Annotated in this window: 16 protein-coding genes and 3 pseudogenes; 13 read left to right on the plus strand and 6 right to left on the minus strand. The window is 41.3% G+C overall.

Features of this window, described 5'->3' with window-relative positions; translation table 11 throughout:
- Positions 1-4: 4 nt before the first annotated feature.
- A pseudogene (locus KW060_RS09725) lies at positions 5-463 on the minus strand (hypothetical protein); the annotation flags it as partial.
- Between the two features lie 11 nt (positions 464-474).
- Positions 475-1539 (minus strand): transporter substrate-binding domain-containing protein, encoded by a 1065-nt coding sequence (locus tag KW060_RS09730; protein ID WP_250646650.1) that lies wholly within the window; start codon positions 1537-1539, stop codon positions 475-477.
- A gap of 481 nt (positions 1540-2020) precedes the next feature.
- Between KW060_RS09730 and KW060_RS09735 the strand changes: the two genes are divergently transcribed.
- From KW060_RS09735 to KW060_RS15945, 3 genes and pseudogenes are all read left to right on the plus strand, one after another.
- Entirely contained in the window at positions 2021-3736 is a 1716-nt protein-coding gene (locus tag KW060_RS09735; RefSeq protein WP_249034633.1) for an amidohydrolase, read from the plus strand.
- Between the two features lie 174 nt (positions 3737-3910).
- Positions 3911-5371 (plus strand): annotated as a pseudogene (locus KW060_RS15940) (transporter substrate-binding domain-containing protein); the annotation flags it as partial.
- A 201-nt stretch (positions 5372-5572) separates the two neighbouring features.
- Positions 5573-6268 (plus strand): annotated as a pseudogene (locus KW060_RS15945) (sensor histidine kinase); the annotation flags it as partial.
- 14 nt (positions 6269-6282) lie between these two features.
- Here KW060_RS15945 and pepN read toward each other — a convergent pair.
- The 3 genes from pepN to KW060_RS09755 all read right to left on the minus strand — a co-directional run bounded on the left by pepN (position 6283) and on the right by KW060_RS09755 (position 10557).
- On the minus strand, positions 6283-8892 hold the full coding sequence (gene pepN, locus KW060_RS09745; RefSeq protein ID WP_249034635.1) for an aminopeptidase N: 2610 nt from the start codon (positions 8890-8892) through the stop codon (positions 6283-6285).
- Positions 8893-8936: 44 nt separating this feature from the next.
- Positions 8937-10073: a methyltransferase domain-containing protein gene (locus KW060_RS09750; protein WP_249034636.1), complete on the minus strand. Its 1137-nt coding sequence runs from the start codon at positions 10071-10073 to the stop codon at positions 8937-8939.
- Positions 10074-10167: 94 nt separating this feature from the next.
- The gene (locus KW060_RS09755) at positions 10168-10557 is read right to left on the minus strand and encodes a response regulator (RefSeq protein WP_250646653.1); all 390 of its coding nucleotides are present in this window, start codon (positions 10555-10557) and stop codon (positions 10168-10170) included.
- 88 nt (positions 10558-10645) lie between these two features.
- On the opposite strand from KW060_RS09755, the gene KW060_RS09760 reads away from it, so the two are divergent.
- The 10 genes from KW060_RS09760 (at position 10646) to hisN (ending at position 22167) form a co-directional block, all read left to right on the plus strand.
- Positions 10646-11491, plus strand: coding sequence for an N-formylglutamate amidohydrolase (locus tag KW060_RS09760; RefSeq protein ID WP_249034638.1), 846 nt, complete (start codon positions 10646-10648; stop codon positions 11489-11491).
- 431 nt (positions 11492-11922) lie between these two features.
- A complete protein-coding gene (locus KW060_RS09765) occupies positions 11923-12732 on the plus strand; it encodes a hypothetical protein (protein WP_249034639.1) in 810 nt (269 codons plus the stop codon).
- Between the two features lie 74 nt (positions 12733-12806).
- Positions 12807-14831 (plus strand): S9 family peptidase, encoded by a 2025-nt coding sequence (locus KW060_RS09770; protein WP_249034640.1) that lies wholly within the window; start codon positions 12807-12809, stop codon positions 14829-14831.
- A gap of 65 nt (positions 14832-14896) precedes the next feature.
- On the plus strand, positions 14897-15391 hold the full coding sequence (locus KW060_RS09775; protein ID WP_249034641.1) for a GAF domain-containing protein: 495 nt from the start codon (positions 14897-14899) through the stop codon (positions 15389-15391).
- An 82-nt stretch (positions 15392-15473) separates the two neighbouring features.
- Positions 15474-17303, plus strand: coding sequence for a translational GTPase TypA (gene typA, locus KW060_RS09780; RefSeq protein ID WP_249034642.1), 1830 nt, complete (start codon positions 15474-15476; stop codon positions 17301-17303).
- Positions 17304-17397: 94 nt separating this feature from the next.
- Entirely contained in the window at positions 17398-19845 is a 2448-nt protein-coding gene (locus KW060_RS09785) for a transporter substrate-binding domain-containing protein (protein ID WP_249034643.1), read from the plus strand.
- A gap of 285 nt (positions 19846-20130) precedes the next feature.
- Complete coding sequence (locus tag KW060_RS09790; protein ID WP_249034644.1) at positions 20131-20334, plus strand: hypothetical protein; 204 nt, start codon at positions 20131-20133, stop codon at positions 20332-20334.
- A 155-nt stretch (positions 20335-20489) separates the two neighbouring features.
- Positions 20490-20750, plus strand: coding sequence for a hypothetical protein (locus tag KW060_RS09795; RefSeq protein ID WP_249034645.1), 261 nt, complete (start codon positions 20490-20492; stop codon positions 20748-20750).
- Between the two features lie 68 nt (positions 20751-20818).
- Positions 20819-21289: a hypothetical protein gene (locus KW060_RS09800; protein WP_274757242.1), complete on the plus strand. Its 471-nt coding sequence runs from the start codon at positions 20819-20821 to the stop codon at positions 21287-21289.
- Positions 21290-21375: 86 nt separating this feature from the next.
- A complete protein-coding gene (hisN, locus tag KW060_RS09805; RefSeq protein WP_249034647.1) occupies positions 21376-22167 on the plus strand; it encodes a histidinol-phosphatase in 792 nt (263 codons plus the stop codon).
- On the opposite strand, the gene KW060_RS09810 is transcribed toward hisN, so the two are convergent.
- Positions 22147-23082, minus strand: a complete 936-nt coding sequence (locus KW060_RS09810; protein WP_249034648.1) for an alpha/beta fold hydrolase — start codon at positions 23080-23082, stop codon at positions 22147-22149. The two genes, hisN and KW060_RS09810, sit on opposite strands and share 21 nt — an antisense overlap.
- Positions 23083-23162 lie beyond the last annotated feature (80 nt).

Genomic DNA, 23162 nt, shown 5'->3' on the forward strand with positions numbered 1-23162 from the left:
GACGGTTGATTTCCGCTTTTTCCTGTACCGTTACGCTATCGATGGCTTTTCTCACCGCGCTACTTAAATGTGGTAGATCAGAACGAATACCAATTGCGATCTTTGTCGAATATGGCGTACTACCAACTGTCACCAAGTTCGTCAGATTTTCCATGGCGATATTATAGGACGTGATCGGCACGCTTCCGACATAGGCATCAGCCTCACCCGATGACACGAGCTTTAAAGCCTCTGGAATTGTTGCAACTTCAATCACATTGATATCGGGGTAAAATTCTTTAATTCTTCTGGTGACCCTGAAACCTGCAACTTGTGCAACCGTTCTGCCACTAAGGCCAGACAAATCCACAAATACATCTTCATTTTCGCGGGCAAAAATCACACTGTCGAGCGTCATATATACTTCGGTGAAATCAATGTATTTTTCCCTATCCATTGACGGGGTAATCGCGGTTATGACATCGGCTTGTTTATTTAGCTCATGGCCAGTCCTTGGCGGAAATTATTATTTTCCACCCATTCAAACTGAAGCCCGAGTTTTTCCTTTAAAATATTAATATAAGACCCTGAAATTCCCGAAATTTCGCCATTTTCGTCAATGAATTCAACAGGTAAAATCGTTGGATCAACCGCCACCCTAACAACCGGGTTCTTTGCCAACCAATCTTCTTCTGACGGGGTAAGCAATAAATCACTATCCGCACGGTCCGGCAAAAACCACTTATCTTTTAATGATTTAAATTCTTCTTCCGATATACTGAGCATTCCTTTTTGAATAATAGAACCAAGCATCGGTTGATCATTACGTGTCGCTATACGAACATAATCCATATTTGGAATATTCATAAAGCCAAGGTTGCCAAGCACTTTAACATTGGGAATAAATTCACTGTCGATTACATATTTACCAATTAACAACGGCAAAAAGAACAAATCACCCGTACCATTTGCAATAGCAAGCATCGCGGACGTTGAATTATCAACATCAATAAATTCTAAATCAGGGTATTTTTCTTTATACTGTCTTGTTGCTGCCCACCCTTTAAGAACCAGTATTCTTTTACCTCTTAACTGTTCAACAGAGTTAATATCTTCGTGCGATGTGCTACCAAACACAGCTGGTAACAATTCAAGATATGGCGGCGAAAAATCAAGGAAACTTTCACGTACCGGTGTTTGAACAATATTATGAGAAACATCAATTTCACGGTTTTCAAGCCTTGTGATAAGGTTTGCCCATATTTCATCTGTGACGAACTCTAGCTCTAAACCGACTTTTTCGGCAACAAGTCGAAAGTAATCAATTGAAAAACCCGCGGGTTCACCCGCTCTCATAAATTCAATTGGGGCGGCATTGAATTTTGCAGTAACAGTTATCTTCGGATTGTTTGCAATCCATTCCACTTCTTCCGTGGTTAAGATCGGCGTATCAAGAAGATCATTTTCACTACCATCTGGCTGAACATAAGTTTGCGCATCGGCAGATACCGATAACAAACATAATCCAAAAATAATATGTAGTAAGGTCTTGATCATCATCCGAATAATTCATTATTATTAATCAATGATTTATAATTTGAATCGCATAAATAATCAAATAAACAGTCCTTTGGTTACATTTGGTTACAATTCATTACAATAAATTACACAAAAGTACTTATTTAGTCATTTTCCAGAAACATTGGCAGGGTAGTTTTCTTTTACTGCGTCAGATCATGTAGGTTAGATTTATAACTTATAAAAAATCTTGGCAGGGGTATTTTTTAAATTACAGTTTGGAAAATATATTTTTTATATTTGGGCACATAAACTTAGATGCAGTAAAAAAACGAACTACATGTACGAGAGTTAGGAAATAAATCACCCATATTTTCTAACTCCCGTATTTTTTTTGTTCATTTTCCCTTTAAATCCCCCCTTTTCGGTAAAAACTCGTTGTAATCTGCAGCATATACGTTCTATCTTGCATGTGACAAAATTTAAAAATCAAAAATCGCGCAAAATTTAACGAGGAAATAATATGATAAAAAACATATTGCTTGCCACTGCGGCCATGGGGCTGCTTGCTGCTTGTTCCGCAGAACAAGGAAGCGGAGGATCAAAAGAAACATCTGCATCAAATGCCGTTTGTACACCGGCAGATATCGTTTTAACAAACGGTACCGTTTATACGGTTAATGACAACAACCCATCTGCAGAAGCCATTGCCATTAAAGACAGTAAATTCATTTATGTCGGCGATAATGGTGGTGCAGAACGTTATGCCTGCGGCGATGCAAATGTTATTGATTTGGCGGGTAAGGCCGTTTATCCGGGTTTTATTGAATCCCACGGACATATTTCCGGCGTTGGTTTCCGCGAAGTAAACCTGAACCTTCAAGGTATCAATAGTCTTGCTGAAATGCTTGCCGCGGTTAAGGAATATGCTGATGCAAACCCGGATCAACCATGGATCGTCGGCCGTGGCTGGATTGAAAAAGTGTGGCCGGAAAAACGTTTCCCAACCCGTCAGGATCTTGATGAAATCGTACCTGATCGTCCAGTTTACCTAACCCGTGCTGACGGCCATGCATCCGTTATTAATACGGTCGCTATGAATATGGCTGAAATCACAGGGCAAAGTGAAAACCCGGTTGGTGGACATATTAATCTTGATGAAAATGGTGAACCGACAGGCATGCTGATTGATACGGCAATGCGTTACGTGCGTCCGCTTATCCCTGCACCGACATCTGCGGATGTAAAACGTGCAATCCAGGCTGGTACTGAACGTAATGTTAAACTTGGCTGGACTGGCTTCCAAAACGCGGGCAGTTCATGGGAATCCTTTAACCTGATGAAAGAACTTCGTGATGAAGGGAAGCTCGCTCACCGTATTTATGACGCAATGGGTTACGGCGATAGCGCGAGCAAGCTGGTTGCGGATGGTGCAATCATTGATCCGGAACATTATCTAACCGTTCGTGATATTAAAATCGTAATGGATGGTGCCCTTGGATCACGCGGTGCAGCATTCATCGAACCATATGCTGATTATGATACGCGTGGTTTGATGCGTTATACACCGGAAGAAATTCTGCCATTACTAGAAGGCGCACTAAAAGCCGGCATTCAAATTGAAACTCATGCCATTGGTGATGATGCAAACCGTAAGGTTCTTGATGCATATGAAATGGCATTTAACAATGTCCCGAAATCACAGCGTAAAGTGAATGACGTTCGCTGGCGTATTGAACATGCACAAAATGTTCAGCCGGACGATGTTGACCGTTTCATCGATCTTGATGTTCTGCCATCAATGCAACCGTCACATGCGATTGGCGATCTTCACTTTGCCGAAGACCGCCTTGGACTTGAACGCCTTAAGAACGCTTACCTATGGCGCGTATTCATTGATAAAGGTGCCATTATTCCTGGCGGCTCAGACCAGCCGGTTGAAATTGGTGATCCTCGTATTGAATTTTACGCGGCCATTGCCCGTAAAGATCTTAATGGCTTCTCAGCCCAAGGATGGCACCCTGAATATGCGGTAACACGTGAAGAAGCCTTAAAAATGCTAACCATTTGGGGCGCATATGCTGCATTCCAAGAAGATGCTCTTGGCTCCATTGAAATGGGTAAGCTTGCTGATCTTGTGGTATTTGATAAGGATTTAATGGTCATTCCAGAGGATCAAATCATGTCATCCAATGCTGTTTTAACTATTGTTCATGGTGACATCAAACACCAGCAATAAGTAAAATCAATAACTTAGAATAAATTAGGCTACTTTTCTTTTAAAGTAGCCTTTTTTATACATGTTAACTATTTAGTCACTAAAATGCTCTACAATTAAAAGTTAAGAATAATAAATCTAGAGCAGCATGTTTTGAGTAAATTTATAGTATGGATTATTTTATTGGGGGTTTCGTTGCATGGTTACCTTAACCCTGTAAAGGCTCAAGACGTCTCATTCACACAAGAAGAACTAAATTGGATTAATGAAAACCCTGTACTGCGCGCTGGTAGTGCCATCGATGTTCCACCTTTACATTATTTCCGTCAAGGTGTGCCAACAGGTTATTCCATTGATTATATGAAACTGGTTGCAAATAAGGCCGGGTTTGAGCTTGAATTTGTTAATGCCGCCAGCCATGGCGATTTTGTTCTTATGTTAGAACAGCGGGAAATAGATGTCATGCATAGCTTGACACCGTCCGAAGAACGAAGGGCGCATATGAATTTTACCCCAACGTATATGAATGTGCCTCTCGTATATTTCGGACGTACCGGAAGCGACCAGATCAGATCAATTGAAGATTTAAATGGTCAAAGGGTGGGCGCAGTAACCGGATGGTTAACAACAGAAATCTATAAAACAGAACATCCCGAATTTAATTTAAGTGAATATTCAGGAATAATAGAAGGTTTAAACGCAATTTCAGCAAATGAAATTGACATCTTTGTTGCCCAGCTTCCCGTGGGTAACTACACATTGAACCAACACTTCATTTCCGGTGTAGAAGTTATCGGCAGACAGTTTTTCCCAGAGGAACATTCAGGGGACCTACTTGCATTAGGGGTCAGAAATGACATTCCAATTTTAACCGATATTCTAATCAAGGCGGCCTACGCCGTCACTGAACAAGAATTATCAGTCATATCGCAACGTTGGCTAAATGAATATAACGAGATTGAAAATATCGGCCTTACTCAAGAAGAGCTTGAGTTCTTATCAGAAAACCAGACCTTTCTTGTTGCCGCAGACCCACAAGCAGCACCAATTGAATATATTGATCAGGACGGTAACATTTCCGGCATATCCGGCGACTATTTAAATTTAATTGCTAATAAATTAAACGTTGAATTTAAATGGCTGGGTAATGAAACCATACAAGATGGTGCTGAAAGCCTTAAACGCGGCGAAGCAGATTTATTCTCTGCAGCCAGCCCAAACAGGGAAAGACTTGAATATCTTGATTTTTCAAGTTCATATCTGACAATTTCGACGTTTATTTTCGCCAGGTCCGATGAAAGCTCGTTCGCCAATTTATCAGCAATGAGCGGGTTTAATTTTGCACAAGTCGCAGGTTTTGCAATCACCACATACATTAAAGAAAATTACCCGGATATAAATATCACTGAATATACATCTGTTGAAGATGCACTTATAGCCGTTAATAACGGTGAAGCAGACGCATATGCCGGAAGCATCCCATCCGCCGCGAGCGTTATTTCATCAAAAGGACTGTTGCATGTGAACATTATTGGTGAAAGTGAGTTTAAAGCGTTCATTAGCATAGGCACCAGAAAAGAATTACCCTTGTTATCCAGTGCAATTGAAAAAGCGATGAATTCAATCACTGAAATTGAACATAACGAAATTTCCAAAAAATGGATGGCAACGCAAATCGCGCCTGTCAGCGATTATAGCCTTCTGTTCCGTTTTATAATTGGCGCGATTGCAGTAATTACATTCGTGTTGATTTGGAACGGCAAATTAAGAAATGAGATTGGGCGACGCAAAGAAGCCGAACTGGAAATGCAAACAGCTAGACGAGAGGCCGAAGAAGCAAGTCGTGCCAAGTCAGCCTTCCTTGCCAATATGTCCCATGAAATCAGAACACCGCTTAATGCCATCATCGGCTTTTCAGAGGTCATGTCATCAGGAACATTCGGCAAGATACAAAATGAGAAATACAGTGAATATCTAAAAGATATCCATAACAGCGGTCAGCATCTGGCAACTGTTATTAATGACATACTTGATCTTTCGAAAATCGAAGCCGGAAAATGGAAACTGAATGAAGAAGAATTTCACATAAACAAATGCCTTGATGATGCACTGGATATGTTTAAAGAGCTGGCCAACACCAAAGGCGTTGAAATGTCATGTCATTGTCAAAAAGATATCGAAAAAATCGTCGTCAAGGGTGACGCCCACTGCATTATGCGCGCCATCATTAACCTGATCTCTAATTCAGTTAAGTTTACCCCTGAAAATGGTAAAGTTTACTGTCAAACCAACATCAATGGCACAGGTGAGCTGATGATTGAAATTATTGATACCGGTGTTGGCATTCCAGAAGACCGTATTGACCATGTTGTCCACCCGTTTGATCAGGCACATGATAATCAGTATTTGAAAGAAGAAGGCACTGGCCTTGGGCTTTCTATCGTGCAAAACCTTGTCAAATTACATGACGGTAACTTCAGCATAAAAAGCGAAGTCGGGAAAGGCACCCGTGCAACGATCACCCTTCCCGCTAATAGAGTTATTGCGGCATAGTGCCAAAACAATACCTAATCTAAGCTTTTTGAAACGATTTCATGGACATTCTTGGATAGACCGTCTTGTGCTAAAATATCATTCAATGTCTTTTTCATCATGTTTTGACGGTTTTCATCAAATGATTTCCAACGTGTAAGCTGCTTGGCCAGTCCCGCTGCGATTTGCGGGTTTAACGGGTCGAGTGCTTTGATGTTCTTGCCTAAAAACTCATACCCCCTGCCTGATTTATCGTGGAAACGAACCTGATTTAATCCGCAGAAAACACTGATCAACGAACGAACACGGTTTGGTGTTTTAAGATCAAAATCCTTGTGTTCATTAAGTTTTTCTATTTGGTCCAACACGTCTTCCCTTGATGACATGGCTTGTGCACTGAACCATTTATCAAGTACCAATTGATCATGATGCCATTTATCATAAAAATTTGTAATCGCCTTATCACGGTCAGGGCTATTGCTATTCACAAGGAAGGTAAACGCCGAAATTTCATCGGTCATATTATTGGCGTTATAGAATTGGTTTTTGCAAATTTGATAAATTTCCGTATCGGCAATTTCCATTAAATATCCAAGAACCATATTCTTTAGACGACGACGACCAACGGCTTCTGGTGTAAATTCGTAACTCTCACCCGTGTTGCATTCATGATATACGGCAAGCATTTCATCCTTTAGCGCAGTCGCAAGCCCAGCAACCACCAGTTTACGTGCCTCATGAATGCCGTCCACATTGATAGTATCCATCTTTTGGCCAAGCACCCCTTCTGATGGCAGCGCAAGCATTTCACCAATGAATGCTTTATCAAGTGACTTATCAGTCAGCACAAGTCGAATGGCATCAATAAATGCATAATCAAGATCAAGTTCACGGCCATTATCAAGGTCATCAACAAGCTTAAGAATAATATCGGTTGATATTTCCTGTGCCGCTTCCCAGCGATTAAAACTGTCACTGTCATGACCGATCAGGAATATCTGTTCATCACGGGTAAGGTCCGTATTCAGCTTAATCGGCGCAGAAAACCCACGTAGGATAGATGGAATAGGTTTGTGCTCTAATCCTTCAAATGTGAATTCTTGTTCTGATTTTTTAAGATCAAGCAAGATCGTTTCATTTGGTAATAATTCATTGCCATAACGGTCAATTAAACCAAGCTCAATTGGGATATGCATTGGTTTCTTATTGGTTTGACCGCGGGTATCCGGAATTTTTTGTGAAAAGGTTAGTGTATATTTTCCATTATTAAATGATGATTTTACATCCACCTCCGGTGTGCCGGCCTGGCTATACCAAAGTCTGAATTGAGAAAGATCAATGCCAGAACCATCTTCCATCGCTTTAACGAAATCTTCGCATGTGACAGCCTGCCCGTCATGACGTTCAAAATAAAGGTCCATTGCCTTTCTGTATTTTTCAGGGCCAAGAATACGGTGCATCATGCGGATGACTTCTGCGCCCTTTTCATATACGGTCATGGTATAGAAATTATTGATTTCCATATATTCTTCCGGGCGTACCGGATGGGCCATTGGGCTGCTGTCTTCGGCGAATTGATGTTGGCGTAATGTACGCACATCATTTATCCGGCATACGGCGCGGCTGCCCATATCCGATGAAAATTCATGATCACGGAATACGGTCAATCCTTCTTTAAGGCTTAATTGAAACCAATCACGGCAGGTAACACGGTTTCCCGTCCAGTTATGGAAATATTCATGGGCGACTACCGCTTCCACAAATGAGAAATCCGTATCCGTTGCGGTTTCCGCCTTCGCAAGTACGCATTTGGTATTAAAAATATTTAGCGATTTATTTTCCATAGCCCCCATATTGAAATGGCTTACCGCAACGATATTGAAAATTTCCAGATCATATTCAAGACCGTATACGTCCTCATCCCATTTCATGGATTTAATAAGGCTGTCCATCGCATGCGGACATTTATCCAAGTCTTGTTCTTCCGCAAAAATGCGTAAGACAACATCCATGCCGCTTTTGGTGGTAAAGCTGTCTTCAACCATGCCAAGACGTCCACCAACCAGCGCGAATAGGTAACTTGGCTTTGGAAAGGGATCATCCCATACAACAAAATGACGACCGTCTGCTGCGTCCCCACGTTCAATTTCATTACCATTGGAAAGCAGGATCGGGTATTTCGCGTTATTGGCTTCGATCCGCACGCGATATTTTGACATTACATCAGGGCGGTCAATAAAATATGTGATACGGCGAAAGCCTTGTGCCTCACACTGGGTGCAGAACATGCCGTTTGATACATAAAGCCCTTCCAAGGCCGTATTGCTTGCCGGATCAATGTCATTCACAATCATAAGGTCAAATTCATCAGGAACGTTATGGATCGTTAATGTTTCATCATCAACTTCATATTCCGCATTTGCATTATTCAAAATCACGGAAATAAGTTTGATATCCTTGCCATCCAGAACGAGCGGCGCGTCTTTTTCCCCTTGGCGTTTAATATGCATACGTGATGTAACATGTGTCACATTATCATGAAGGTCAAAATTAAGGTCCACCGTTTCGATGGTGAAATCAGGAATTTTATAATCACGTAGATATTTTGTTTCCGGTGCAGCTTCCTGCGCTGTGAAATCAAGCATATTTAAACTCTCTTATTATTATCTCTAAATTTCCGGTAAATGACTTAACAACATCCGCTGCTTTGGCTTGGGTCGGTTGTAAGCTTTTCTGCGCCGCGTTTTGTTTCTTCCGGTGTGCGTTCTTTAAATGAACAACAGGATAGCGGAATATCTTCCGTAACAGCAATTAACGGCTCAACAAATTCCATATGGCTTTTGTAAGGTTCTTTTTGCATACGGGCAAATGTCTTATCCCCAACGGCCATACGTTTGCCGCGCGGGAATGTACGCCCCTCTTCATCAGTAACTTCTTTAAACGGCCCTTTATAAATAACCGCTTGGTTTTTATCATATTCCGTGGCTGGGTCCCCTTTCCACGCAAGGATTGTCATGGAACGATATTCAATCCCCTCAACCACTTGCCATGGTGTTTGATCAAGCTTGTCGATGGTGATGCCGTAAAAGCCGACTTCTTCTAATAATTCACCAAATTCCGCTTCTTGAAACGCACCGGAAATGCATCCGGACCAAAGCTTCTCATCACGTTTTAAATGTTCTGGCGAATATTCATCGGACACGATATCGGAAATGGCAATACGTCCACCCGGTTTTAAAACACGGAACATTTCTTTAAACAGTTCCTTTTTTTCCTGATCCGATACCAGATTAAGCACGCAGTTACTCACGATAATATCAATGCTATCATCTGCAATCAGTGGCGATGCTTCCCTGATTTCCGCCATTTTATTTTGAAGAGCTGCATATGACGCGCTGTCCGTTACCGGATGATCATTTAAATATTCATCCACCAATCCCATATCAGTTTTTAAATCCTGAATTTGACCTTTTCTAAATTCCACATTGGAATATCCGATCTTTTCCGCAACAATTGGCGCATTGCGGCGCGCCAGATCAAGCATATCATCGGTCATATCAACGCCGATCACACGCCCTTTTTCACCAACAACTTGTGACGCAATGAAACAAATCTTGCCGCCACCAGAACCAAGGTCAAGAACAACGTCCCCCTCACGAACATATTGTGACGGGTCACCGCAGCCGTAATCGCGTTCGATTACTTCTGACGGGATGATCTTCAAATATTCCGTATTATAATCAACTGGACAACATAATTCCGCCTGTCTTGCGTTTGCGCCTTCGGAATATCTTTCCTGTACTGATGTGGTGACATTTATACCCATAATTATTCTTTCTTGGTGAATTGTTACTTTTTGTCAGAATAGATGAACTGGACCGTCATCTACAATCAAATAATCGTGAACTTAAAAGAAAATTTTATGCAGCCAATAGCCGCTCGACCTCATCCACCAAATCACGCAGATGAAATGGTTTTTGCAGTAGTTTCGAACTTTTCGGGCGTTCTTTTGTCCTGTCCATGGCCACCGCGGCAAAGCCCGTGATAAACATAACCGGTAAATCATCAATGATCGCTGTCGCCTGACGCGCCAGTTCAATACCGTCCATCCCCGGCATTACAATATCAGTTAAAAGTAAATCAAAATGATTTTCACGAAGATGTGGAATGGCTTCAAGTCCGTGTGAAACGGACACAACCTCATAGCCTGCTTTTTCAAGCGAACGGCTTAGAAACGAACGCATTGTTTCATCATCTTCTGCTAATAATATACGCGGCACTGTCCCGTCTTCTCCACAAACTTTTAACATCCTGTGATTACAGGACTTATTCATTAAGTCTAGCGATAATTTCAATTTTTATCTATTCTTTTTTTAAACTATTCGCTAACCTCAATGCATGGTTTTATTTTCAATTAAATCTGCGGATAATAAAAGCAATAATATCATCTATAATTCGCCCCATAGCGGTGAATTATTCCCTGATGATTTTCTTGATCAAATTTCAATTGATAAACATATTCTTCTATGCTCGGGGGACAGCTTTGTTGATAGGCTGTTTGATGATGCGCCGAAGTATGGATCGTCGATAATGGCCAATAATTATGCCCGCAGCTTCATGGACACGAACCGTGCTGCATATGAACTGGATAAAACCATGTTTTCCGGTGATATCCCCGAACATCTGCTGGATCACAGCCGCAAAGTTGATCTTGGCTATGGATCAATTGCCAAATACGCCTATACAAGACAGGATATTTATATGGACACGATCCCGTTTAAAGAGGCCGAAGAACGCATCAACAAATTCTATTTCCCGGTTCATAAACAGCTTGAACACTTATTAAACGAAAATTTCAATGACTTTGGATATTCATTACTGATTGATTGTCATTCGATGCCTTCCAATGAATTTTTGGATATTAAAACAATCCATAGCCAGCCCGATATCGTCATCGGTGATTTATATGGAAATAGCTGTTCAGATAAAATTACAGAATACATTAAACATTTCTTTGAAGATGCGGACCTTTCCGTTGCCATGAATGATCCTTTCGCCGGTGGATATAACACCGACCATTACGGCCGCCCATCCGAAAACAAACACGCCATTCAGATTGAAATTAACAAATCACTTTATATGGATGAACATAACCGCTGCCCAAATTCCGGCTTTCATCAAACCAAATCCATGCTCAATATTTTGATGAAATGGCTCGACCGTGATATGGAAAATTTGATTTAGCTTTATACAAAACAAAAGGCCATCCGGTTCTTCCGAATGGCCCAAGTCTAGGGAGGAAATGCTCTTTAGAGCGGTAACAGTGTTCCTACACCATGAACGCTGTTGTTAACTTATATTTACCTATTCTTAGAATTAACGCAAGTAGAAAAATGTCTTTATTTTTCAATAAGTTAGCCCGTGCAAAAATACCACACTGTGGCAAATATGACACACTAAGAAAAACGTGAAAATATGCTTATTTTTCAGCACCTTACCCCCAAAATACGGCATATTTTGCAAAAATGTCACGCATACGATTTTTTAAAAAAAATCACTATTTTTTGCCAAATTTATGAATTTCGGCATTTCTTATACTTAAGTTCTTTTAAATTCGCGGTTGTTCGCGTCATATCTTTCCTATAGATTCCCTAAAAACAATAAGGGAAAAACAAGTGCTTAATTTCAATGAACCGATAATGATGTTGATGGTATTACCAGCGGCAATCACCGTTATTGGTCATGCGCTATTCCGTTTTTTTGCCGGCGAAGGGATCGGCCATACCCTTGCCAATTCATCACTTATTATCGCATTCATGATTACTATGTTGATTTATTACGGCGTCCCTACCCTGCCGATCCGTGTGAATACGGATCAATTGTTTTTCATATGTCTGATTTCATTATGTTTTGGCATGTTGCAGGACCGATACCCGAAAATGAACCTGTTATCACCGCAAGTTCATATTGCACTCATGATACTGGTGGTATTCTGGATTTATGCCAATAATGCAAATTTCCCCGTAGCGCGGGTCAATATATATGCGCTTGCTTTCATTACCATTATATCAATCATCCTTTTCCTGAAACTCGAAGACATTCAATATAATGCGTTACAAGCGCCCGTATCGTTATTCTGGGCGGCGGTGGGGTTATTCGTTGTTGCTAAGGGCGCCAATATCCCTTTAAGTGAAAATCTGATGATGATTTTGATTGCATCATTCGGTGCTTATCTGGTGCTTAATTTTCCAAAACCCAAATTTCCTTTTGGTGCATCGGCGCTTTATCCCGGTTTCCTTATTATATTAAGTGTAGCCATGCAGATGCACGGCACTGATCCGTCACTTGGTTTTTCCCTCGTGATATTGACCATGATTTTTTATTCGGAAGATATACTTGGACTGGTGCATGATGAATATGCAACGCCACTTATTCGGTTAATCATGCCAGCATTTCCAATCTTTTTTGCGTGGATATTTTCATAAAACCCGCCATATTGCCAATAAGCATATGAACTGATAGGATATTTTCCATAAATATATAGAAGGGGAATTTATTCATGCGACTTTTTGCCGTAATCGTTTTATGTGTTTCATCCATAACCGCCCACGCGGATACCATGAACATGGTTGATTTATTAAATGTCCCAAGCGTACGTGACGGACAATTATCACCAAATGACGATAAAATTTTATTCGTAAAAAGCGTTGCCGATTGGGCAGAGAATAAAAACGTCACCAGCATTTGGCAGGTGGATACAAATGGCAACAACATGATGCAGGTATCAACCAATGCCACAAACGCCACATCCCCAAGATGGTCACCTGATGGTAAAAAGATCATGTTTATTAGTAAACGTGGCGCCGATGATGTAAATCAGGTTTATATTATGCCCGCTGATGGTGGCGAGGCATTAAGATTAACCGATCATAAAACCGCCGTGACATCGGCCACATGGTCCCAAGACGGGTCGCTAATTTATTTCATTGCCGCACAACCAAAATCAAAAACGGAACAAGAAAACGAAGCAAGCGGCGACGATATTTACAAGTTCGAACAAAATTATAAACAAAAGCACCTGTGGAAAGTATCCGTTGATGAAGGGTTAGAAACCCGCCTTACCTATGGTGATTTCAGTGTAACGAGTTACAAACAATCACAAGACGGTAAAAAAATCGTCCATAGCCGTGCTCCAAACCCGCTTCTTGATGCGGCACTGGAAAGTGAAATTTGGATCATGGATTCTGATGGGACAAACGCTGGTCAGGTCACAGAAAATAAAAACCCGGAATCGCGCGCGGAACTTTCCCCGGATAATAAAACGGTGCTTTATCTGTCATGGACCGATGAAAATGATGTCCCCTATTTTGAAAATAATCTATTTTTAATTTCTGCGAATGGCGGCACGCCACGTCAAATGCTGGGTAATTTCGATCAAGATATTCAACAGGCACATTGGTCGCAGGACGGTGAACGCATATATTTCAAAGCGAACATGGGTGTTCACAACGAATTATTTGAATATACCCTTGAAAGCGCAGAAATTAAGCAATTAACAAACGGTGATCATACCGTTTCAAGCTGGCATTATAATGCGCGCCGTAATCATCACCTTATGTCCATCAGATCAGAACATAACAATGGTGATTTCTGGCACATGGCATCAAATGATAATGAACCATCACGTATCACAAACATTTATGATTATCTTAAGCGTGATTTTGACCTGCCACGTCAGGACATCGTGCGTTGGAAAGGCGCCGATGGCGTAGATATTGAGGGCACCATTTATTACCCCCATGATTATGACGCGAGCAAAAGATACCCGCTTGTGGTGCAAACCCACGGTGGCCCAAGAGCATCGGATCAATGGGGTGGACTTTTTAGCAGCACATCATACGCACCGATACTTGCGGCACATGGTTATGTGATTTTAAGACCAAATTACCGCGGTAGCCTTGGCTATGGTGATGACTTCGTCCGTGATATGGTGGATAGCTATTTCAATCAATCCCACCTTGATGTAATGGCAGGCGTTGATCATTTAATCGAAGCCGGAATTGTTGATGGCGATAAAATGGTCAAAATGGGATATAGCGCCGGTGGTCATATGACCAATAAAATCATCACCTACACGGGCCGCTTCAAGGCGGCATCATCCGCCGCCGGTACCGTGAACTGGATATCCATGTATAGCCAATCGGACACGCGCATTTACCGCACACCATGGTTTGGCGGCACACCGTGGCAAACTGACGCACCAATTGAAACATATTGGGATCATTCCCCGTTAAAAGACGTTGCAAAGGTCACAACACCAACAATGATCATTGTTGGTGGTGCTGATGTCCGCGTTCCCAAGGAACAATCAATTGAATTATACCGCGCGTTAAAATCAAATGGTGTTGAAAGCGACCTTTATATCGTGCCACGCGAAGGGCATGGTTGGCGCGAATTACGCCACCGCCTTGGAAAAATGAATTTGGAAATGACATGGTTTGAAAAATATGTTCATGGCCGTGAATTTGAACATGAAACGGTTTCCAGTGATAATGAAAACAGCGAAACCACCGTTGTCGAATGACCTTGAAAGGGATGGTCATTACTGTTATCAATATAAACAAGCTCACTTAACCAGTTGAAAGACATATGGAAAATATTAAGAAGCTCATATTAGAAAGTGATGGACCGTTACCGGAAAAAGACATCTTGTCCGCCCTGGCGCAGGATGTTCTGGATCAACTTGATGTGGATCTTGTCAGCATTTGGTATTTTGATGATGGGTTAAGCAAGATAACATGCCAACATTCCGTTGATAAATTTAAAAAACGCGAATTAAAAGATACGGTTCTTCTGGCGGCTGATTTTCCAAATTATTTCACCGCAATGATCGAAGGAGTCACCATTAGGGCAGATGATGTCACAAGTGACCGCAACACGATTGAATTGGTTGACGCATATTTTAATCCCAATGACATTAAATCATTACTTGATTATATTATATATACAAATGGCAAGCCAACGGGCCTGATTTGTTGTGAAACAACATCCACTTACAGGCATTGGCAGGATAGCGACGAGACCATTATTCGTGCCCTTACAGTAATGGCAGGAATGGAACTTAGAAACGCCAGTTCCAACTAAATAAATCTTTAAATAGACATGTCATAAAAGATCGCTATACTGCGCCAACTTTATTTTAGGCACCAACAATTGGCGAAATCAGATGACCTTACGCAATATTGCTATTATTGCCCACGTTGACCACGGCAAAACCACACTCGTTGACGGCATGTTTAAACAAAGCGGCATGTACCGTGAAAATGAAACCGTTGAAGAGCTGGCAATGGACAGCAACGAGATTGAAAAAGAACGCGGCATTACCATTTTTGCAAAATGTACGGCGGTTGACTGGGGTGATCATCGCATCAATATCGTCGATACACCGGGACACGCCGACTTCGGTGGTGAAGTGGAACGTATCCTTAATATGGTGGATGGTGTGATCCTGCTCGTGGATAGCGCCGAAGGCCCAATGCCACAAACCAAATTCGTAACCGGTAAGGCCCTCTCACTTGGCCTTAAGCCAATTGTGGTTATCAATAAAATTGATAAGGCTGACCGCCGCCCGGACGAAGTACACGACGAAGTATTCGATCTGTTTGTATCGCTGGACGCCAATGATGAACAGCTTGATTTCCCAATGTTATATGCATCCGGCCGTGATGGTTGGGCATCCCGTGAACTTGATGGGCCGCAGGAAAACCTTGATCCGCTTTTTGAAACGATCATTGATTATTATGACAAGCCAGCCATGCGCACAAAAGAAATCATTGATGAACCATTCACAATGCTTGCGACACTGCTTGACCGTGATAATTTCATGGGCCGTGTTCTGACGGGCCGTGTTCAAAGCGGTAAAATCAAGGTCAATGACCCGATTAAAGTGATCAACCAAGCTGGCGAAGAAGTGGAAGCAGGACGTGCAACCAAACTTATGTCATTCGATGGCCTTGACCGTGTTCCGGTTGATGAGGCGATCGCGGGTGACATCATCGCCATCGCTGGACTTAGCATCGGTACGGTTGCCGATACCATTTGCGCGCCAGAGGTAACAGAACCATTAAAAGCACAGCCAATTGATCCACCAACGCTATCAATGGCATTTACGGTGAATGACAGCCCGCTTGCTGGACGCGAAGGCGACAAAGTTACGTCACGTATGATCCGTGACAGACTGTTAAAAGAGGCAGAAGGTAACGTCGCCATCCGCATCACCGAAGCAGAAAGCAAAGATAGCTTTGATGTTGCCGGACGTGGCGAGCTTCAATTGGGTGTTCTTATTGAAACAATGCGCCGCGAAGGGTTCGAATTATCCATATCCCGCCCACGCGTTCTTTATCAAACGGACGAAAATGGCGGCCGAACAGAACCATTCGAAGAAGTCATCGTTGACGTTGACGAAGATTATTCAGGTGTTGTTGTTGAAAAAATGGCCGAACGCAAGGCAGAAATGACAGACATGCGTTCAAGTGGTACTGGCAAAACTCGCATTACCTTCCTCGCCCCGTCACGCGGATTAATTGGTTATCACGGTGAATTTCTAACCGATACGCGCGGTACAGGTATTATGAACCGCACATACCATAGCTATGGTCCATATAAAGGCCCAATTCAGGGCCGCCGCGTTGGTGTTCTGATCAGCATGGGTATGGGTAAGGCAGTTGCATACGCCCTCTTTAACCTGGAAGACCGCGGTGTGATCATGATCCACCCACAGGAAGAAGTATACGAAGGCATGATCATCGGTGAACACGCTCGTTCCAATGATCTTGATGTAAACGTTCTTAAAGGTAAGCAATTAACCAACATCCGTGCTGCGGGTAAGGATGATGCGATCAAGCTGACACCACCACGTAAATTAAGCCTTGAGCAGGCAATTGCCTATATTCAGGATGATGAACTTGTGGAAGTGACACCGGAAAGCATTCGCCTTAGAAAACGTTTCCTAATTCCGCATGAGCGTAAAAAGGCAGCCAAGGCAGCGTCACAATAAATTAATACGCTTTTTTAAGAATGACTTAATACTTATTCCCTATTATCACCAGTTGATGTAAATTTACTCAATTGAGAATAACGGGGAAGAATATATGAGTTTGTTACCCAATGGGGGTTGGCGTATTAAACCCCTTTTAGGTTATGCTGTAATTATCATTACAACATTGCTCGGTTCTGCCTTTGCGCAGACCAGCAACAATTTCGTGCTAAATCTTTCGGCTGAAGAACAACAATGGATTTCTGAAAATCCAACGCTTACCGTTACCAATCAGATGAACTGGGCACCTATTGATTTTGTTGATGGTGATCGCCCTTCTGGTTTTTCCATTGATTATTTAAACTTAGTTCTAAGCAAGGTTGGCCTTAATGCAAGCTATATAAATGGCTTAGCATGGAATGACCTTCATTCTATGGCAATAAATAATGAAGTGGATATTATCCATAGCGTTATTCGCACAGAAGAAAGAGAAAAGCATTTCTTATTTTCTGATCATTATCTTGAATTACCCGTTGGTTTTTATGGTCTACCTGGAAGCGCTCCTGTAGAAAGCGTAGAGGATTTATCTGGAAAGGCTGTTGGATCAATTCGAAACTCTGGTACTGCAAACGTCCTTAAAAAAGAAAGCCCAGGAAGTACTATACTGGAATTTACTGATATCAATGAAGCACTTGTCGCATTAAGTGGCGGCATTATTGATATTTATGCCGGACGTGTTCCAATTGTAAATCACGCTATCTCAACCAATCGCTATACGAACCTTGATTTTCTAGGCGGCGCAATTTTTACCTACAGTAACCGTGATGCACGGCTTCGTATTGCAGTACATAATAGCAACCCTTTATTAATGGCTATCATTGAAAAAGGAATGAGCGCTGTTACAGATAACGAGTATCAATTTCTCGTGGATAAATGGCAGACAAGTTCCTTAAGAGCGGGTAATTTCCGCTTAACTGAAGAAGAAAGAAATTGGTTAGACAATAACCCTATTATTAGGGTTGCTTCTTTTCCGAACATTGAACCATTGGAATTTGTTACACCCGATGGGCGTATTAGTGGGATTACAGGAACATACCTTGATATACTTTCAGAATTATTGGGCATCAGATTTGAATGGGTAAGAAATGAGACCTGGGAACAAGGATTTGAAATGATCAAATCCGGAACCGCCGACATCATTTCGGCAACAACATCAACGCCAGAACGCGATGAATATCTTTCATATTCTGACCCATATTTATCACTTAACAATATGATATTCTCTATTCGCGGTAATAATTATTCTTCGATGCAAGACTTAAGAGGTAAAAAAATTGCCCAAGTAAGTAACTTTGCAATCACTGATTTTTTGAGAAATGACTATCCAGATATTGAAATCATTGAAACTGAAACCGCCACAGATGCATTAAACCTCGTTAATGATCAACAGGCCGACGCCTTTATCGCAAGCACTTTACTGGTGACCCCTATCATTGCCCAACATAGTATGGATGATATTATTGCCACCGGAAGTAGCCCGTATGAAATTATTGAAACCATTGGCATAAGAAAAGACCTTACGATATTGTCTAGCGTAATAAAAAAAGCGATGGCAAGCATCACGGCAGTAGAAAAAGCAACCATAAACAATGAATGGATGATCCCACGCACACAAGCAAAACAGGATTATACATTAGTTCTAAGCATTACAGGTGTATTAATCACCTTTACATTGATTGTATTATTCTGGAACGCGAGCCTTAGGAAAGAAGTTTCAAGGCGTATTAAAACCGAAAATGAACTTCATAAATCCAGATCCATCGCTGAAGGCGAACGCGTAAAAGCCCAAGTCGCTAAACGTGAAGCCGAAGATGCCAACAGGGCAAAGTCAACATTCCTTGCAAATATGTCTCATGAACTGCGTACCCCCTTAAATGCGATTATCGGTTTTTCCGACGTCATGTCCGCAGAAATTTACGGAAAACTGGATAACCCGAAATATAAAGAATATCTGAAAGATATTAATAATAGCGGCCTTCATCTTGTGACAATCATCAACGACATTCTTGATCTTTCAAAAATCGAAGCCGGTAAAATGCAGCTTGTTAAATCACCCTTTGATTTAAATGAATGTATTACCGAGGCCGTCAAGATGGTTCAGAACTCAGCTGAACGTCAAAAAATATCGCTTACCCAGTATGGATCGTCTTATGAAATTTATGCAGATAAAAACGCTTTAAAAAGAATTTTTATCAATCTTCTTTCCAATGCTGTTAAATTTACACCGGAAAATGGCAGTATATCCATTACCCTTTCCATCGAAGATGATATTATCATTTATGTGAAAGATAGTGGCATCGGTATCCCTAAGGATAAACTTGAACAAGTCATCAAGCCATTTGAACAAATCGAACAAGATTCAAATATTAACGAAGAAGGCACCGGCCTTGGCCTATCTATTGTAAACAAGCTAACCGAACTTCATGGTGGCAGTTTTAAACTTGATAGTGATCTGGGAATGGGTACAACTGCCATCGTACGACTGCCGCATACCAAACTTTAAACAATCATTGGAACTTTTAACTGTGTTAGTGGTGTATTATTTCACAAGAATCACCACAGGTATAACACTGTTTTACCCCATATAACACACCTACCCCTCTACCCCACCTCAAATTATCATCAATCTAACATACTGATTAAAAACGATTTTTAAAAAACTTTCATTTTTTATCCAAATGTTGTTGACTATTTTTGTATTGGTGTTATATATAACTACAACACCTAATCAGCAACACAGCTAAACAGGTAACCAAAACAGAAGATATAAACTTGAAAGGAATTTAAAATGTTTAACCTATATAAAGATGCAATCGATCAAAACGGCTTCATGGCTCTAGTAAGCAACAACATCGAAACAACAACTAAAGAGCAAGAAACTCATAGTCGTCAGGTATTCGCTGGATTTGCAATTGTCAGCCTAGCTATTATGTCAGTCATCGGCAAAGGATCAGAAGTATTATCAGCAGTTGCGACATCAACAGTAATCTAAGTGGTAACATATAAAACCGGGGCTGGATGGATGCCCCGTATGACCGGAATTTCCTCCCCCAATGTGTGTCATGTGCCCTCTTTACCCATCATTAATAATAATGGTTTATAATCATAGTATTGATAAACCAATTTATATCAAAGCAAGAGGGACACATGACACATTTTCTATCGTCAGATAAAAATCCGAAAGGTCATAAGCTTGAGGATATATTAAAACACATCAGAAATGATGTGATTTATCGTGCGACCAAAATCATGAATGATAATAGACCGGAAGCACAGCATGTTTTAAACAATAATATTCAAATCTTACAGTACTTAGAAGATTCCATAAAATTGGCCGAAGACAGCACAACTGTACTAAACCGTGCCTTCGGTGTAAGAGAAAACGGCAAGCCAAGAATTGGTGATTAATAGTTAGTTTTATGAGTAACATGCCTTTAAAATCAGTTGAATATATTTTCAACAATCGACAGTTCGTCATGAACTTCTATAATCTTGATGAATTGCCCCCATCAGATGCGGGCGAATTAACCTCTTTTTATCAGCTTTGGAACAAATTGCGAGATGGCAAGAAAATCCCTAGCCGCCAAGATTATACTTTTGAAAATCTAAAAGGCTGGCATACCAATATTCGTCTAGTTGATCTTGGTGAGGAAATTAATTCCCCCAAACACAACATCATTCTTGGTGAAACATACAAACGTTATTGGGGAAATGATACAATGTATAACCGATTTGTAGCATCTAAAGATGCAACAGCAGATAATAGAGAAAAATATCTTAAATCGCTTGGTTGTTTTATGAATTATCATTACGCGATTAGCGTTGGCAACTCACCAAAACTAGATAATCCTCTACGGCAAGTCGCCTGGATTGATTTACCGCTCTCCAATGGTAACAATGATGAGATTAGCTTTTTACTTACCGCATTAATTCCGCTTGAGGAATAATTGAACCAGAATTTCAATATATATATTCTACAAGCCTAATCCTTTCACCGCTTGACATTCCCCCTAAAATCCTTGAAACAAGATGCATGAGCACGGAAAACGAATATATTGATTTTATCAACACGCTGGGCGATGCGGCCGCTGACGTCAGCCTTAAATTCTTTAAAAAACCGCTTGAGGTTCTAAGTAAAGGGCAAAAGCTAGGTACCGATTTCGATCCTGTAACGGTTGCCGACCGAAATACAGAATTTGTGATCCGTGAATTAATCCGTGAAAAATACCCGACCCATTCTATTATGGGTGAGGAACACGCCGACGAACAAAATAACGGCGATATGACATGGATCATTGACCCGATTGATGGCACACGTGCTTATATTACCGGCGTGCCCACATGGGGGACGCTCATCGCCCTTAAAAATGGTGATAATCATGAAATTGGTATGATTGATCAACCCTATTTAAAAGAACGTTTTATCGGCACTCCAAACGGCAGCACCATGAACGGTAAATCGATTAAATGTCGCCCATGCGATACGATTTTTAATGCCACCATTTCCACAACTGATCCATTACAGCTTTTTAAAGACGATGATGAACAGGACCGTTTTTTCCGCGTCGCAGCGGGTGCCAAAATGATGCGTAATGGTTATGATTGTTATGCTTACGCAATGGTCGCAATGGGGTTCATGGATGTGGTAATTGAAAGCGGCCTTGAAGCGTATGATATTCAGGGCATTATCCCTGTGGTCGAAGGCGCCGGCGGCATCGTCACCAACTGGCAAGGGGATAAAGTCACCGCTGGCGGTCAGGTTGTTGCCTGCGGTGACAAAAGATTACATGAACAAGTTATCGGACTACTGAATACGTCCATATAAAAACCGGTCAATCACAGTCCACATTTGATTTCGATATTCGTCACTCTCGCGGTAAAGCTCATGTCTTGCCCCTTCGATGGTTGTGACTTTTACATTATTCATTTTCGCAATCAGCTTAAATGTGGTCTGGTTATTCACAACTTTTTCATCGCCGGAAAGAATAAATAGACAGGGTGTTTTAATTTTTTCCATAAAACCGCTGCTTTTGATTTTTTTAATGCTGTTCATGGCACCCTTAAGCCAGCCATATGTCACACCCCCGACAAATAGATCAGGATTATGTTTTATAGCTTCCTGTGAATGATCATAACGTTCCTGGTCATGGGTCAATCTTTCAAACGCATGATTATGATCAATCATACTTTTGCGTCTTGCTTGGCCCACGGCAAATATCCGAGACATACCAAGGAAATACATAATTTTAAAAAACAGTTTGGCAAAAAATCTTTTAAAAAAACCGCCATGCCCCATATCCGTGAAGGGGGACAACAATACCGCCTTATCCACCACCCCGGGATAATCATGTAGGAACCGTAACGCCAGATGCGATCCCAATGAATGCGACACCAGAAATACAGGTAACCCAAGTTCCGCAGGGCGGACGATGTCTTCGGTAAATTCCTGTATATCCATCACGATGCGGCCAAAATCGGGGTTATGGCTTTTCCTGGGATTAGTAAGCATCCGGCCCGATAAACCCTGCCCGCGGTGATCCATGGTGAAAACGTGAAAGCCGCGTTTTTGAAAATCTTCAATGAATTCTTTATATTTCTCGATAAATTCCCGGTGCCCGTTAATTAAGAGTATTGTACCAATAGCCATTCCTTCCGCCGGAAACACACCATATCTGATGCTCACCCCGTCAGAAGTTTTAAAAAAATCGGTTGCTCCTTTATGCGGTAAAAATTTATTCATTTAATATTTTCAAAATTGTCACATAAAAATAATACATTATTGACGTAAAAAGAAAATAATGCACTTGACTTACATGTTAT

The sequence above is a fragment of the Pseudemcibacter aquimaris genome (genome assembly GCF_028869115.1).
Taxonomy (GTDB): Bacteria; Pseudomonadota; Alphaproteobacteria; order Sphingomonadales; family Emcibacteraceae; genus Pseudemcibacter; species Pseudemcibacter aquimaris.

Coding starts and splice junctions, on each gene's coding strand:
- KW060_RS09810 (WP_249034648.1), bottom strand. CDS start 23,082: ATGAATAAATTTTTACCGCATAAAGGAGCAACCGATTTTTTTAAAACT.
- KW060_RS09770 (WP_249034640.1), top strand. CDS start 12,807: ATGCGACTTTTTGCCGTAATCGTTTTATGTGTTTCATCCATAACCGCC.
- KW060_RS09800 (WP_274757242.1), top strand. CDS start 20,819: ATGAACTTCTATAATCTTGATGAATTGCCCCCATCAGATGCGGGCGAA.
- KW060_RS09730 (WP_250646650.1), bottom strand. CDS start 1,539: ATGATGATCAAGACCTTACTACATATTATTTTTGGATTATGTTTGTTA.
- KW060_RS09760 (WP_249034638.1), top strand. CDS start 10,646: ATGGTTTTATTTTCAATTAAATCTGCGGATAATAAAAGCAATAATATC.
- KW060_RS09790 (WP_249034644.1), top strand. CDS start 20,131: ATGTTTAACCTATATAAAGATGCAATCGATCAAAACGGCTTCATGGCT.
- pepN (WP_249034635.1), bottom strand. CDS start 8,892: ATGCTTGATTTCACAGCGCAGGAAGCTGCACCGGAAACAAAATATCTA.
- typA (WP_249034642.1), top strand. CDS start 15,474: ATGACCTTACGCAATATTGCTATTATTGCCCACGTTGACCACGGCAAA.
- KW060_RS09795 (WP_249034645.1), top strand. CDS start 20,490: ATGACACATTTTCTATCGTCAGATAAAAATCCGAAAGGTCATAAGCTT.
- KW060_RS09750 (WP_249034636.1), bottom strand. CDS start 10,073: ATGGGTATAAATGTCACCACATCAGTACAGGAAAGATATTCCGAAGGC.
- KW060_RS09775 (WP_249034641.1), top strand. CDS start 14,897: ATGGAAAATATTAAGAAGCTCATATTAGAAAGTGATGGACCGTTACCG.
- KW060_RS09785 (WP_249034643.1), top strand. CDS start 17,398: ATGAGTTTGTTACCCAATGGGGGTTGGCGTATTAAACCCCTTTTAGGT.
- hisN (WP_249034647.1), top strand. CDS start 21,376: ATGAGCACGGAAAACGAATATATTGATTTTATCAACACGCTGGGCGAT.
- KW060_RS09735 (WP_249034633.1), top strand. CDS start 2,021: ATGATAAAAAACATATTGCTTGCCACTGCGGCCATGGGGCTGCTTGCT.
- KW060_RS09755 (WP_250646653.1), bottom strand. CDS start 10,557: ATGTTAAAAGTTTGTGGAGAAGACGGGACAGTGCCGCGTATATTATTA.